This window comes from Burkholderia sp. IT-111MI5 (assembly GCF_949752865.1).
Classification (GTDB): Bacteria; Pseudomonadota; Gammaproteobacteria; order Burkholderiales; family Burkholderiaceae; genus Burkholderia; species Burkholderia pyrrocinia_C.
This window is the reverse complement of the sequence record NZ_CATKIF010000055.1, coordinates 296417-309683: the sequence shown is the minus strand read 5'-3', so window position 1 is coordinate 309683 and position 13267 is coordinate 296417. Positions and strand designations below refer to the sequence as shown.

Sequence of the window (13267 nt, the reverse complement as noted above, 5' to 3'; positions counted from 1 at the left end):
GGGGTTTTCCTGCATTGCAACCAATTTTGAGAGACGGTTACGAACATCCGGAGCAACCGGGTTGCACCATGATCGCGAATAATGGTTGCGATCTCGATTTCGACGTACAAAAAAAAGCGCGCCGGGAGGCGCGCTTCGGTGTTCCGCGGGTGCGATGCGGCAATCAGGCAGCGGGCGGCAGGTTCAACCCGCGTGGCAGCGGAAACGACACGTTTTCCTCGATGCCGTCGAGCGCGCGAACGTTGCGCACGCCGAGTTCGCGCAGTCGCGCGATTACGGCCTGGGCGAGCACTTCGGGTGCCGACGCGCCGGCCGTCACGCCGATGCGGCGCTTGCCTGCGACCCATGCCGGATCGATCTGGTCGGGCGCATCGACCATGTACGCGTCCACACCGCGCTTCTCGGCCACTTCGCGAAGCCGGCTCGAGTTCGAGCTGTTCGGGCTGCCGACGACGATCACGACGTCGCACTGCGGCGCCATGAACTTCACCGCATCCTGGCGGTTCTGCGTCGCGTAGCAGATGTCCTGCTTCTTCGGCTCGCGGATCTTCGGATACTTCGCCTTCAGCGCGGCGATGATCTCGGCCGCGTCGTCGACGGACAGCGTCGTCTGCGTGACGAGCGCGATGCGCTCGGGATCGGCGAGCTCGAGCTTCTGCACGTCCTCGACGCTCTCGACGAGATGCATGCCGCGCTCGACCTGCCCCATCGTGCCTTCGACTTCCGGGTGGCCCTTGTGCCCGATCATCACGATATCGACGCCGTCCTGGCGCATTTTCGCCACCTCGACGTGCACCTTCGTGACCAGCGGGCAGGTTGCGTCGTAAATGCGCAACCCGCGCACGTCGGCCTCGTCGCGCACGGCCTTCGACACGCCGTGCGCGCTGAAGATCACGGTATTGCCGGCCGGCACTTCCTCGAGTTCCTCGACGAAGATCGCGCCTTTCTTCTTCAGATCCTCGACCACGTACTTGTTGTGGACGATTTCGTGACGGACATAGATCGGCGCACCGTGCATCGCGATCGCGCGCTCGACGATCTCGATCGCACGGTCGACGCCCGCGCAGAAGCCGCGCGGCTGGGCCAGCAGGATTTCGGCGTCGGCGGCGACGGTCTGCCCGGACAGCGTATCGGTGGTGCTCATGATTACAGGATTCCGATGATTTTCACTTCGAACGTGAGCGCCTGGCCCGCGAGCGGATGGTTGAAGTCGAACAGCGCCGAGGTTTCACCGACTTCCTTCAGCACCCCCGCATACCGGCCGCCGTCCGGCGCATTGAACTCGATCAGCTCGCCCGGCGTGAAATCGTCGCCGACCATCCCGTTCTCGCGCAGCGTCGACAGCGTCACGCGCTGGAGCATGTCGGGATTCCGGGGACCGAACCCCTGTTCGGGCGTTAGCTGAAAAGTCGAGTGGTCTCCAACCCTGAGCCCGAGCAGAATCTGTTCCAGCGACGGCGCCAGTTGTCCCGCGCCGAGCAGCAGCGTGGCCGGCTTGTCGGTGAAGGTGTTGACGATGTCGGCGCCGTCGGCCAGTGCGAGCCGGTAATGCAACGTGACGTGGGAACCGGGCTTCACTTCGGATAGATCGATGAGGCTCATGAATTACTCGTTCAGTCGGCGCCCGATACGGCCGAAAAGGCCCGGCGCAAAACCAATATTGTAAGTCACCTGAGCGCGCAAGGCGGAAAGTGCGACGACGTCGCGCAGACCGCCCGCCGCCAATGGAGTTTCGAGCATGCTGTCACCCTGTCTCGCCCTGCCGCCGGTCGAATGCCGCGACGGCGCCGATGCGCCGACCGATCCGCCCCGCCGCGTCCTCCCGATCCGCCGGCGCAAGCACCGCCCGGTGGACTGGCGGCCCGAGCGGCCGCGCGAGCGAATGCTGGAGCGCGGACCGGCCGCGCTGACCGACGACGAACTGATCGCGCTGCTGCTCGGCACCGGCAAGCCCGGGCACGACGTATTCGTCAGCGCCCGCGCATTGGTCAAGCAGTTCGGAACGTTGCGCGGGCTGCTCGAGGCGACGACCGACGATTTCGAAGCGCACCCGGGCATCGGCCCTGCGCGCTCCACGCGGCTGGCCGCGGTCACCGAGATCGCGCGGCGCATGCTGAAGGAGAAAGCATCCGAACGTACGCCGATCGATTCGCCCGGCGCGGTCGAGGATTATCTGCGGCTGAAGATCGGCTCGCACCCGCACGAAGTGTTCGTCGCGGTGTACCTCGACGCCCGCCACGGCCTGATCGAGACGGAGGAAATCACGCGCGGCTCGCTGACGCGCATGGCCGTCTACCCGCGCGAGATCGTGCGCCGCGCGATGACGCATAACGCCGCGGCGCTGATCGTCGCGCACAACCATCCGTCGGGCGCGGTGCAGCCGAGCGCGGAGGACCGCCGCCTGACCCGCGTGTTGCGCGACGCGCTCGAACTCGTCGACGTGCGGCTGCTCGATCACGTCGTCGTCGGCACCAGCGACACTTTCTCGTTCGCACGTGCCGGTTGGCTGTAGACTGTGGCGCGGCGGCCCGCCTCGGGGTGCCACAACGGCGAAGCGAAATTAGGTTTGATTTTCCTGAACTTTTTCTGCTAGAATCGCCGTCTGTCTTTTTTCCAACCAGTTCTAGCCATCGAAGGGCCTTGTCTGCAAGGGCTACGGCGTTCTGAGAGTGCGGCCATGGATCACGTGGCGGTGCGATGAGAACCTTCATCGGCGATCGAACCCCGAATTTAGCGTATTAGGAGTGCTCTCATGGCACGCGTATGCCAAGTAACTGGGAAAGCGCCGATGAGCGGCAACAACGTTTCCCACGCCAACAACAAGACCAAGCGTCGCTTCCTGCCGAACCTGCAAAACCGCCGGTTCTGGGTAGAGAGCGAAAACCGCTGGGTGCGCCTGCGCGTTTCGAACGCCGGCCTGCGCCTGATCGACAAGAACGGCATCGATTCCGTGCTCGCTGACCTGCGCGCACGCGGCGAAGCCTAAGCCCAAGGAGCACAATCATGGCAAAAGGCGCACGCGACAAGATCAAGCTCGAGTCGACCGCTGGTACGGGTCACTTCTACACGACCACGAAGAACAAGCGCAACATGCCGGAAAAGATGGCGATCAAGAAGTTCGATCCCGTCGTCCGCAAGCATGTGGAATACAAAGAAACCAAGATCAAGTAATCTCCGGTTTCTGCCAGCCTGACGGCGACCGAAAAGCCCCGCGCATGCGGGGCTTTTTGTTTTGCGCGCACGCTCGGGCCCGACGCGGTATGCTCTCCCCTTTCCGCGGCCGTGGCCGCCGGAACGCACAAGATCAAAAGCGTAACGATGGAGATGCAGCATGAAATTCGACGTGGCGATCGTCGGCAGCGGCCTGGCAGGGCTGTCGGTCGCACTCAATCTGGCCAGCACGCGACGTGTCGCGCTGATCGCGAAACGTTCGATGATGGAGGGCGCAAGCGATAACGCGCAGGGCGGCATCGCGGCGGTCCTCGATTCGGCGGACAGCATCGAGAACCACGTCGACGACACGCTGGTCGCCGGTGGCGGCCTGTGCGACGAAGGCGCGACGCGCTATATCGTCGAGCACGGCCGCGAAGCGATCGAATGGCTGATCTCGCAAGGCGTGCCGTTCACGAAGGACGACGCAGCCGAACTCGGCTTCCACCTGACGCGCGAAGGCGGCCACAGCCACCGCCGGATCATTCACGCGGCCGACGCGACCGGCCATGCGGTGCTTGCGACGCTGTCGGAGCGCGCGCGCCAGCATCCGAACATCACGTTCTTCGAAAATCACCATGCGATCGACCTGATCACGTCGGACCGGCTCGGCCTGCCCGGCCGCCGCTGTCACGGCCTGTATGCGCTCGACGTCGACAACGACCGCACGATCACGATCGAGGCACCGCACACGGTGCTCGCAACGGGCGGCGCCGGCAAGGTCTATCTGTACACGACGAACCCCGACACGGCGACCGGCGACGGCATCGCGATGGCATGGCGCGCGGGCTGCCGCGTGTCGAACATGGAATTCATCCAGTTCCACCCGACCTGCCTGTTCCATCCGTATGCGAAATCGTTCCTGATTTCGGAGGCCGTGCGCGGCGAAGGCGGCCTGCTGAAGCTGCCCGACGGCACGCGTTTCATGCCCGCGCACGATCCGCGCGCCGAGCTCGCGCCGCGCGACATCGTCGCGCGCGCGATCGACTTCGAGATCAAGAAGCGCGGGATCGACTGCGTGTATCTCGACATCAGCCACCAGCCGGAAGCGTTCCTGCGCGAGCACTTCCCGACGATCCACGCGCGCTGCCTCGAATTCGGCATCGACATCGCGAAACAGCCGATCCCCGTCGTGCCGGCCGCGCACTATACATGCGGCGGCGTCGTGACCGATCTCGCCGGGCGCACCGATCTCGCGGGCCTGTACGCGGTCGGCGAAACGTCGTACACGGGGCTGCACGGCGCGAACCGGCTCGCGAGCAACTCGCTGCTCGAATGTCTCGTGATCGGCCGCGCGGCGGCCGAAGCGATCGAGGCGGCCGGCTTCGATTCGGAAACGCCGGCCACGCTGCCCGCATGGGACGAAAGCCGCGTGTCGGATGCGGACGAGGAAGTCGTCGTCGCGCACAACTGGGACGAGCTGCGCCGCCTGATGTGGAACTACGTCGGCATCGTGCGCACCGACAAGCGCCTCGAACGCGCGAAGCACCGGCTGTCGCTGCTGCGCGACGAGATCCACGAGTACTACGCGAACTTCCGCGTGACGCGCGACCTGCTCGAACTGCGCAACCTCGTCGACGTGGCGACGCTGATCGTGAAGAGCGCGCAGTCGCGCCGCGAAAGCCGCGGGCTGCACTACAGCCGCGACTGGCCGCACACGCTGCCGAAGGCGCTGCCGAGCGTGCTCACGCCGCGCGCGCGTCGCTGAGCGGCGCCCCTCCCGGTTGCGGCCGCACAGGAAAAAAGCCGTTGGCGTTTGCATGCCAACGGCTTTTTTGTCTGATCGTATGACACTCGATCAGTCGACGATCCGCATCGAATAATCCGTCGCGCGCACGTCCTTCGTCAGCGCCCCGATCGAGATGCGATCGACGCCCGTCTCCGCGAACGCGCGCACCGTGTCGAAATTGACGCCGCCCGACACTTCGAGCACGGCCTTGCCGGCCGCCACGCGCACCGCTTCACGCATCATGTCGAGCGTGAAGTTGTCGAGCAGCACCGACTGCGCGCGATGCGCAAGCGCCGTGTCGAGCTGCGCGAGCGTCTCGACCTCGACCTGCACGGGCACGCCCGAATCGAGTGCGAACGCCGCGTCGAGCGCCTCGCCGACACCGCCCGCCGCTGCGATGTGGTTCTCCTTGATCAGGATGCCGTCATACAGCGCGAGACGCTGGTTCTCGCCGCCGCCGACGCGTACCGCGTACTTCTGCGCGAGCCGCAGGCCCGGCAGCGTCTTGCGCGTATCGAGGATCTTCGCGCGCGTGCCTTCGACGCGGTCGACGTAACGGCGCGTCGCGGTCGCGACACCCGACAGCAGTTGCAGGAAGTTCAGCCCGTTACGCTCGGCCGTCAACAGCGCGCGCGCCGGCCCTTCGAGTTCGCAGACGGTCGAATCGGGCGTCATCCGGTCGCCTTCGCGATAGCGCCATTGCACGGTGATCGCCGGATCGATCCGGCCGATCACGGCCTCGAACCACGGCACGCCGCACAGCACGGCTTCCTCGCGCACGATGATGCGCGCGCGACGACGCCCGCCGGCCGGCACGAGCCGCCCGGTCTGGTCACCGGTGCCGACGTCTTCCGCGATCGCATCGGCAACGTTGCGCGCGATCGCGTCGTCGAATGCCGCGCCGTATTGCTCGCGAACGATGTCGTAAAGCGGGGAGACTGCACCGGTCATGCCGCCCCCACGTTCGCAAACAGTTGCTGGTCGCGCTGCAGGTCGCCGCTCGCCTGCACGCGCTTCTTGTGCGCGGCCGCGAAATCGAGCATCCGGTCGATCGGCAGGCGCGCACGTTCGCCGATCGCCGGATCGACGAAGATCTCGTTGTGACCGCGTTCGAGCACGTCGGCGAGGTTCGCGAGGCCGTTCATCGCCATCCACGGGCAGTGCGCGCAGCTCTTGCAGGTCGCACTGTTGCCGGCCGTCGGCGCCGCGATGAAGGTCTTGCCGGGCGCCGCGAGCTGCATCTTGTGCAGGATGCCGAGATCGGTCGCGACGATGAAGCGCGTCGCGTCCAGCTTCACGGCCGCATCGATCAGCTGCGTGGTCGAGCCGACCACATCGGCCTGCGCAACGACGCTTTCCGGCGATTCCGGATGGACGAGCACCTTCGCGTCCGGATATTCGGCGCGCAGCAGGTCGAGCTCGATGCCCTTGAACTCGTCGTGGACGAGGCACGAGCCCTGCCACAGCAGCATGTCCGCGCCGGTTTTCTTCTGGATATAACTGCCGAGATGGCGATCGGGCGCCCAGATGATCTTCTCGCCGCGCGCGTGCAGGTCGGCCACGATCTCGAGGCCGATCGACGACGTGACCATCCAGTCCGCGCGGGCCTTCACGGCCGCGCTGGTGTTCGCATAGACGACGACGGTGCGATCGGGATACGCATCGCAGAACGCCGAGAATTCATCGACCGGGCAGCCGAGATCGAGCGAACAGGTCGCATCGAGATCGGGCATCAGGATCCGCTTGTTCGGGCTCAGGATCTTCGCGGTTTCACCCATGAAGCGCACGCCGGCGACGACCAGCGTCTGCGCGTCGTGATCGCGGCCGAAGCGGGCCATTTCGAGCGAATCGGCAACGCAGCCGCCGGTTTCGTCGGCGAGTTCCTGCAGTTCGGCATCCACGTAGTAGTGCGCGACCAGCACGGCCTTTTCACGCACGAGCAGCGCCTTGATGCGCGCCTTCAGCGCAGCGCGTTCCTCGGGGGACGGTGCATCGGGCACCTTGGCCCATGCCTGCCCCACGCCGCACACGGTCCCTGCTGCGACGGGCCGGTCGTACTCGACGGGTTTGATCGTCGATTGCATCTCCATATCTCCTGTCGGTCCGAGTGAGCGCTTTAGCGCTTACTCGGACCCCATGCTTCGCGGTCGACCGGAGTTATCGCTTTAGCGCCTACCCCGATCCCATGCTTCGCGGTCAACCAGAATCAGCGCTTCAACACTACTCCGATCCCATCCTCTACGCTCGCCCCGGGGCACCATTGCGCCGCTGCCCCAAGCCTCATACAAATTCGGGCCGATCGCTTCCGTCAAAAAACGGTGGCCCAAATGAAAAAACCCCGCCAACGCGGGGTTTTTGACGTCCTGAGATTCTAATCGATTTCGAATCAGGCGTAGCGACGCAGGCGTGTCGCGAATTCCTGCAGCGCCTTGATGCCGCTTTGTTCCGCGCGATGGCACCAATCCTGCAATTGCGCGAGAAGCTGTTCGCGCGACGCGGTCGAACGATCCCAGATCGCGGCGAGATCCTGGCGCAACTGGAAGTACGTGTGCAGCTTCTGGCTGTTCGCGAAGATTTCCGGCAGCAGCTTCTTCTGCGGCTCGTCGAGGCCGTCGGCGTCCTTGTGGAACCACTTGCGCGCGCCGCGCATCAACTGGTACTTCTCGCTCGAACCGAGCTCCTTCAGGTGCGCGAGCTCCTGGCGGTACGCACGCTTCACGGCCTTGCCGTAGCGCGCCATCACTTCGTAGCGGTTCGACAGCACGGCCTGCAGCGTTTCCTGGTCCAGCACCGTCTTCGGCTTGTTCAGGCGCGGCGTCGGCGCGACCTTCTTCACCTTCGCGAGACCGAACGCCGACATGATGCGGATGTACATCCAGCCGATGTCGAACTCGTACCACTTGTTCGACAGCTTCGCCGACGTCGCGAACGTGTGGTGGTTGTTGTGCAGTTCTTCGCCGCCGATCACGATGCCCCACGGGAACAGGTTCGTGCTCGCGTCGGCCGAGTTGAAGTTGCGGTAGCCCCAGAAGTGGCCAAAGCCGTTGACGACGCCTGCCGCCCAGAACGGAATCCAGACCATCTGCACCGCCCACACGGTCAGGCCGAGCACGCCGAACAGCGCGACGTCGATCACCATCATCAGGCTGATGCCGAGAATCGGGTACTTCGAGTAGAGATTGCGCTCGATCCAGTCGTTCGGCGTGCCGTGGCTGAACTTGCGCATCGTCTCTTCATTCTTCGCTTCCGCGCGATACAGCTCGGCGCCCTCGAGGAACACCTTCCAGATGCCGCGCGTCTGCGGGCTGTGCGGATCTTCCTCGGTCTCGCACTTCGCATGGTGCTTGCGGTGAATCGCGGCCCACTGGCCGGTCAGCATGCCGGTCGTCATCCACAGCCAGACGCGGAAGAAATGGCTCGCGATCGGATGCAGTTCCAGCGCGCGGTGCGCCTGGCAACGGTGCAGGTAGACCGTCACGCCGATGATCGTGACGTGCGTGACGGCGAGCGCGAACAGCGCGACCTGCCACCACGAAAAATGCAGGAGCCCGTGGGAAAGAAAATCGAGCAGGGAATTCAACAAGGCAGTTACCTGTGATGAGATGAGAGCGATGCCGGCTCGCGCAGGCGTCAGAAAAATGAAAGCATACCGCGAATAGACTTGGATTTTACTTCAACCGTTCCAAGTCTTTGTAAAAAATGAATATTTTCTTGCCCTGGCACAACTGGAACAGTCCACGGGCGGACTTGGAAAGGCCCGCGATCCGGTTCCGACCGCGGGGTCGATACGATCGACGACCGACGCACGCTATGCAGCCGACGCGCGCCCGTCCGCCGCACCGTTGCCGGCCGCCGGATCATGCCCCGCCACCGCGCCCGCGGCGGCAAAACCGTCCGGCAGCCCGACGACGCGCACTTCGCGCTGCGGAAACGGAATCGAAATCCCGTGCTCGTTGAACAGCCGCCAGATGTTGCGGTTCACGGCCGAGCGCACGCCCGACGTGCCTTTCGCCGAATCCTCGATCCAGAAACCGAGCTCCAGGTCGATCCCGTCCGCGCCGAAGCTCACCAGATAAGGGGTCGGCGCCGGCTCCGCCAGCACGCGCGGCACGTCCTTCGCGGCGTCGGCGAGCAGCACGAGCGCGTGCTCGACATCGCTCGTGTACGCGACCTGCACCGCGACCTTCGCATAACCGCGCGTCAGGTACGACGACTGGTTCTGCACGACGTCGGTGATCAGCTTCTCGTTCGGGATCAGCGTCTCGTTGCCGTCGAGGCCGCGCACGACCGTGTAGCGTGTGCGGATCTGCGTGACGACGCCCTGCAGCCCGCCGACGCTGATCGCGTCGCCGAGCCGCAGCGAGCGGTCGAGCAGGATGATGAAGCCCGACACGTAGTTGCTCGCGATCTTCTGCAGCCCGAAGCCGAGGCCGACACCGACCGCGCCGCCGAACACGCCGAGCACCGTCACGTCGATGCCGACCAGCGACAGCCCGATCAGGATCGCCGCGAACACGAGCAGCGCGCGGCCGACCCGCGACAGCACGACCTTCAGGTTCGCATCGAGCGTGCTCGCGCGCGTCAGGCGATCCTCGAGCACCGAGCCGAGCCACATCGCGACCATCAGCGTCACGCAGACCCACAGCGCGCCGGAGATCAGCGACAGCAGCGTGAGGTGCGCATTGGCGACGCGGAACTGCACGCTGTCGAGCCAGCCGAGCACGTCGTGCTGGATGCCGAGCACGGTCAGCACCATCGCGGCCCACACGACGGTCGACACGATCTTCTCGACGATCGACAGCCACGCATGCGTGTGGCCGTCGCGCGCGAACACGCGCCGCGCGAAGAAGAACAGCACGTAGATCAGCCCGATGCCGAACAACGGCACGAGCGCGAGCGACAGCAGCGCCGTCGACATGAACGGGTCGAACGCAAGCTGCGCGACGCCCACGAAGATGCCGCCGAACAACGGAAACAACGCGCGCTTCAGGCTATGCGCACCCGCGCCGGGCGCGCGTCCGGCCGTCCGCCGGCGCGCATCGATCCGGCCGTGCACGAAGCGTGCGGCCACCCACGCGAAACACAGCGCGCCGACGAGGATCGCCGCCTGCCAGATCATCACCGGCTGGTGAAAGTCGCGAATCACCGATGCCAGCCGGTGCGACAGCAGGCGGCTCTGCAGATTCTCCATCGTCCGTCCGTGCCGCCGTTACTGCGCGCGCCGCTCGAGCACCGCGGCGAAGAAGCCGTCGGTCGCGTGACGGTGCGGCCACAACGACAGGTAGTCGCCCGTCTCGAGTTCGATGCGCTGGTCGGCCAGCACCTTCTGCGCAGGCACCAGCACGAACTCGGGATGGTCGGCCAGGAACTGCTCGACGATGCGCTCGTTCTCGGCGTCGAGCACGCTGCAGGTCGCGTAGACGAGCCGGCCGCCCTTCTTCACGAGGCGCGCGGCGCTCGCGAGGATCGACGCCTGCTTCGGTGTCAATTCGTCGATCGACGTGCGCGACTGGCGCCACTTCAGGTCCGGATTGCGGCGCAGCGTGCCGAGGCCGCTGCACGGCGCGTCGACCAGTACGCGGTCGATCTTGCCGGCGAGCCGCTTGATCTTCGCGTCGTGCTCGCTGTCGATCAGCACGGGGTTCACGTTCGACAGCCCGCTGCGCGCGAGGCGCGGCTTCAGCTTCGCGAGGCGCTTTTCCGACACGTCGAACGCATAGAGGCGCCCGGTCGAGCGCATCATCGCGCCCAGCGCGAGCGTCTTGCCGCCCGCACCCGCGCAGAAATCGACGACCATCTCGCCGCGGCGCGGCGCGACCAGCGAGCACAGCAACTGGCTGCCTTCGTCCTGCACCTCGATCTCGCCTTCCTCGAACAGCTTCAGGCGCGTCAGCGCCGGCTTGCCGACCACGCGCACGCCGAACGGTGCGAACGGCGTCGCACCCGCATCGATGCCATTCGCGCGCAGCGCGTCGATCACCTGGTCGCGGGTCGCCTTCTGCGCGTTGGCGCGCAGGTCGAGCGGCGCCGGGTAGTTCAGCGCGGCGGCGAGCTGCGCGAGCTCATCGGCGTCGAATCGGGCCGACAGTGCCTGGTGGATCCAGTCCGGCAGGTTCGTGCGCACGCGCACCGGCAGGCTCGCGGGATCGATCTTCGACACGTGCTCGAGCCATGCGGACTCGGTGTCGGACAAGAACGGCTTCAGCGCATTGCGGCCGGCCGTCTGCATCAGGCCGAGCAGCGTGAGGCGCCGCGCGGGCGTGCCCGTGCCGCTCTCGGCGAGATGCGAAAACTCCATCTTCCGGCGCAGCACCGCGAACACGGCCTCGGCGATCACGCCGCGCTCGGCATGCCCGAGCTTCGGGTGCGCGCGGAAGAACCGGCTCGTCGTCGCGTCGGCGGGGCCGGCGAACTTCAGCACCTCGGCCAGCAAAGTCTCGGTCTGGCCGATCAGGAATCCGTGCAGCTTCATACGCCCTCACTCGTTTCGGTATGCGGTTGATCCGCGAAAATCCAGCGCGCCTCTTCCGGCGCCACCACTGCCCGGCCGTTCTCGAGGCGCAAACGCCCGTCGACGAACCAGCGCACCGCGCGCGGATACAGCACATGCTCGACCGTCAGCACGCGCCGCGCGAGCGCGGCCGCGTCGTCGCCCGCGCGCACCGGCACCGCGCCCTGCGCGACGATCGCGCCGCTGTCGAGCTCGGGAATCACGAAGTGCACGCTCGCGCCGTGCAGCGCGACACCCGCGTCGAGCGCCTGCTGGTGCGTGTGGATGCCCTTGAAGCTCGGCAGCAGCGACGGGTGGATGTTCAGCAGCCGGCCTTCGTATCGTCTGACGAATGCCGGCGTGAGGATGCGCATGAAGCCCGCGAGGATCACGAGATCGGGGGCAAAGCGGTCGATCTCGGCGGCGAGCGCCGCGTCGAAGCTGTCGCGGCCGTCGAACGACCGATGGTCGACCACCGCGGTCGCCACTCCGTGCGACGCGGCAAAAGCCAGGCCGGCCGCATCGGGCCGGTTGGCGATCACGGCAGCAACCTCGGCCGGCCAGCGTTCCTGCGCGCACGCGCGAACGATGGCCTCCATGTTGCTGCCGCGACCGGAAATCAGGATCACGAGTTTTTTCATCCGCGAATTTTACCATTCGCCCCCGCGTTTCCCGCCTTCTCGGCCGCCGGCCCGCCCGAACGTTTATAATCTTCTGCTTTGCGGCATCCCACCGCCCATCCCCCGACGCTGCATCCGCTATCGTGAAAGTCTTCCGCGGCCTGCCCAACGCCGAGAGCCGCGCCCCGTGCGCGCTGACGATCGGCAACTTCGACGGTGTCCATCGCGGCCACCAGGCCCTGCTCGCGCGCGTGCGCGCGGCAGCGGACGCGCGTGGCCTGCCCGTGTGCGTGATGACTTTCGAGCCGCACCCGCGCGAATTCTTCAACCCGGCCGGCGCGCCGCCGCGCATCGCGATGCTGCGCGACAAGCTCGAGGCGCTGCGCGAGCACGGCGTCGACCGCGTGGTCGTCGAGCACTTCAACCACACGTTCGCGAGCCAGTCGCCGCAGGCGTTCGTCGAGCGCACGCTGGTGAACGGGCTGCACACGCGCTGGATGATGGTCGGCGACGATTTCTGCTACGGCGCGAAACGCGCGGGCACCTTCGACACGCTGAAGGCGGCCGGCGAGCAATACGGTTTCGAAGTCGAGCAGATGGGCACGGTGGCCGGCAGCGACGGCACGCGCATCTCGAGTTCGGGCGTGCGCGCCGCGCTCGCGGCCGGCGATCTCGACGCAGCCGCGCAGGCGCTCGGCCACGGTTATGCGATCAGCGGCCACGTCGCGCACGGGCTGAAGCTCGGCCGCGACCTCGGCTTCCCGACGCTGAACCTGCCGATCGCGCACAAGCGGCCGGCGCTCGCGGGCATCTTCGTCGTGCAGGTGCACGGCCTCGGCCCCGACCCGCTGCCGGGCGTCGCGAGCCTCGGCCTGCGCCCGACCGTCGACGATTCGGGCCGCGTGCTGCTCGAAGTCCACCTGCTCGACTGGCACGGCGATGCGTACGGCAAGCTCATCCGCGTCGAATTCCTGAAGAAGCTGCGCGACGAAGCGAAATTCGACGATCTCGAGGCGCTGTCGCGCGCGATCGCACTGGACGTCGCGAATGCGCGCGCGTATTTCATCGAGCGCGATCGTGCGCCGGGCAGCCGCGCAACGGGCTTCTCGACGTCGGCAACCGACCGAATTAGCTGATCCGGACGGCGGCGCCCCGCGCCGCACCCACGCGCCGCCCAGTCGCGCGCATACCCGATTCACGACGCACGAGCGTCCCCCG

14 protein-coding genes are annotated in these 13267 nt (G+C 66.2%); 5 read left to right on the top strand and 9 right to left on the bottom strand.

From position 1 onward, the window contains the following. Nucleotides 1-163: 163 nt before the first annotated feature. Genes ispH through ACM6JT_RS28605 form a run of 3 tightly spaced genes read right to left on the bottom strand, consistent with a single transcriptional unit; the run spans nt 164 to nt 1740 of the window. Nucleotides 164-1144, bottom strand: a complete 981-nt coding sequence (ispH, locus tag ACM6JT_RS28615) for a 4-hydroxy-3-methylbut-2-enyl diphosphate reductase (RefSeq protein ID WP_034178810.1) — start codon at nt 1142-1144, stop codon at nt 164-166. Between the two features lie 2 nt (nt 1145-1146). Continuing rightward, the gene (locus ACM6JT_RS28610; protein ID WP_034178811.1) at nt 1147-1602 is read right to left on the bottom strand and encodes an FKBP-type peptidyl-prolyl cis-trans isomerase; all 456 of its coding nucleotides are present in this window, start codon (nt 1600-1602) and stop codon (nt 1147-1149) included. A gap of 3 nt (nt 1603-1605) precedes the next feature. Next, nucleotides 1606-1740 carry a hypothetical protein gene (locus ACM6JT_RS28605; protein ID WP_258170484.1) on the bottom strand — a complete coding sequence of 45 codons (135 nt, stop codon included), beginning with the start codon at nt 1738-1740 and terminating at the stop codon, nt 1606-1608. Between ACM6JT_RS28605 and radC the strand changes: the two genes are divergently transcribed. From radC to nadB, 4 genes are all read left to right on the top strand, one after another. Then, nucleotides 1739-2512 (top strand): RadC family protein, encoded by a 774-nt coding sequence (gene radC, locus ACM6JT_RS28600; RefSeq protein ID WP_034178812.1) that lies wholly within the window; start codon nt 1739-1741, stop codon nt 2510-2512. The two genes, ACM6JT_RS28605 and radC, sit on opposite strands and share 2 nt — an antisense overlap. Nucleotides 2513-2752: 240 nt before the next feature. Beyond that, nucleotides 2753-2986, top strand: a complete 234-nt coding sequence (rpmB, locus tag ACM6JT_RS28595; protein ID WP_004186391.1) for a 50S ribosomal protein L28 — start codon at nt 2753-2755, stop codon at nt 2984-2986. A gap of 17 nt (nt 2987-3003) precedes the next feature. Then, nucleotides 3004-3171, top strand: coding sequence for a 50S ribosomal protein L33 (gene rpmG, locus ACM6JT_RS28590; protein WP_006478046.1), 168 nt, complete (start codon nt 3004-3006; stop codon nt 3169-3171). A gap of 160 nt (nt 3172-3331) precedes the next feature. Next, the gene (gene nadB, locus ACM6JT_RS28585; protein ID WP_034178813.1) at nt 3332-4918 is read left to right on the top strand and encodes an L-aspartate oxidase; all 1587 of its coding nucleotides are present in this window, start codon (nt 3332-3334) and stop codon (nt 4916-4918) included. Nucleotides 4919-5008: 90 nt separating this feature from the next. On the opposite strand, the gene nadC is transcribed toward nadB, so the two are convergent. The 6 genes from nadC to purN all read right to left on the bottom strand — a co-directional run bounded on the left by nadC (nt 5009) and on the right by purN (nt 12070). Next, entirely contained in the window at nt 5009-5890 is an 882-nt protein-coding gene (gene nadC / locus ACM6JT_RS28580) for a carboxylating nicotinate-nucleotide diphosphorylase (RefSeq protein WP_034178814.1), read from the bottom strand. Then, entirely contained in the window at nt 5887-7023 is a 1137-nt protein-coding gene (gene nadA, locus ACM6JT_RS28575; protein ID WP_243564822.1) for a quinolinate synthase NadA, read from the bottom strand. The genes nadC and nadA overlap by 4 nt, the downstream gene beginning before the upstream one ends. 302 nt (nt 7024-7325) lie before the next feature. After that, complete coding sequence (locus ACM6JT_RS28570) at nt 7326-8522, bottom strand: acyl-CoA desaturase (RefSeq protein ID WP_034178815.1); 1197 nt, start codon at nt 8520-8522, stop codon at nt 7326-7328. 225 nt (nt 8523-8747) lie between these two features. Beyond that, complete coding sequence (locus ACM6JT_RS28565; protein WP_414857729.1) at nt 8748-10130, bottom strand: mechanosensitive ion channel family protein; 1383 nt, start codon at nt 10128-10130, stop codon at nt 8748-8750. Between the two features lie 18 nt (nt 10131-10148). Beyond that, nucleotides 10149-11411: an RsmB/NOP family class I SAM-dependent RNA methyltransferase gene (locus ACM6JT_RS28560; protein WP_034178817.1), complete on the bottom strand. Its 1263-nt coding sequence runs from the start codon at nt 11409-11411 to the stop codon at nt 10149-10151. Then, nucleotides 11408-12070, bottom strand: a complete 663-nt coding sequence (gene purN, locus ACM6JT_RS28555) for a phosphoribosylglycinamide formyltransferase (protein ID WP_034178818.1) — start codon at nt 12068-12070, stop codon at nt 11408-11410. The genes ACM6JT_RS28560 and purN overlap by 4 nt, the downstream gene beginning before the upstream one ends. A 122-nt stretch (nt 12071-12192) precedes the next feature. On the opposite strand from purN, the gene ACM6JT_RS28550 reads away from it, so the two are divergent. Next, a complete protein-coding gene (locus tag ACM6JT_RS28550; RefSeq protein ID WP_034178819.1) occupies nt 12193-13185 on the top strand; it encodes a bifunctional riboflavin kinase/FAD synthetase in 993 nt (330 codons plus the stop codon). Nucleotides 13186-13267 lie beyond the last annotated feature (82 nt).

Bases quoted from the DNA above. Each gene is read 5' to 3' on its own strand.
- ACM6JT_RS28560 (WP_034178817.1), bottom strand. From the start codon at position 11,411: ATGAAGCTGCACGGATTCCTGATCGGCCAGACCGAGACTTTGCTGGCC.
- radC (WP_034178812.1), top strand. From the start codon at position 1,739: ATGCTGTCACCCTGTCTCGCCCTGCCGCCGGTCGAATGCCGCGACGGC.
- ACM6JT_RS28605 (WP_258170484.1), bottom strand. From the start codon at position 1,740: ATGCTCGAAACTCCATTGGCGGCGGGCGGTCTGCGCGACGTCGTCGCA.
- nadC (WP_034178814.1), bottom strand. From the start codon at position 5,890: ATGACCGGTGCAGTCTCCCCGCTTTACGACATCGTTCGCGAGCAATAC.
- ispH (WP_034178810.1), bottom strand. From the start codon at position 1,144: ATGAGCACCACCGATACGCTGTCCGGGCAGACCGTCGCCGCCGACGCC.
- rpmB (WP_004186391.1), top strand. From the start codon at position 2,753: ATGGCACGCGTATGCCAAGTAACTGGGAAAGCGCCGATGAGCGGCAAC.
- nadA (WP_243564822.1), bottom strand. From the start codon at position 7,023: ATGCAATCGACGATCAAACCCGTCGAGTACGACCGGCCCGTCGCAGCA.
- nadB (WP_034178813.1), top strand. From the start codon at position 3,332: ATGAAATTCGACGTGGCGATCGTCGGCAGCGGCCTGGCAGGGCTGTCG.
- ACM6JT_RS28565 (WP_414857729.1), bottom strand. From the start codon at position 10,130: ATGGAGAATCTGCAGAGCCGCCTGCTGTCGCACCGGCTGGCATCGGTG.
- purN (WP_034178818.1), bottom strand. From the start codon at position 12,070: ATGAAAAAACTCGTGATCCTGATTTCCGGTCGCGGCAGCAACATGGAG.
- ACM6JT_RS28610 (WP_034178811.1), bottom strand. From the start codon at position 1,602: ATGAGCCTCATCGATCTATCCGAAGTGAAGCCCGGTTCCCACGTCACG.
- rpmG (WP_006478046.1), top strand. From the start codon at position 3,004: ATGGCAAAAGGCGCACGCGACAAGATCAAGCTCGAGTCGACCGCTGGT.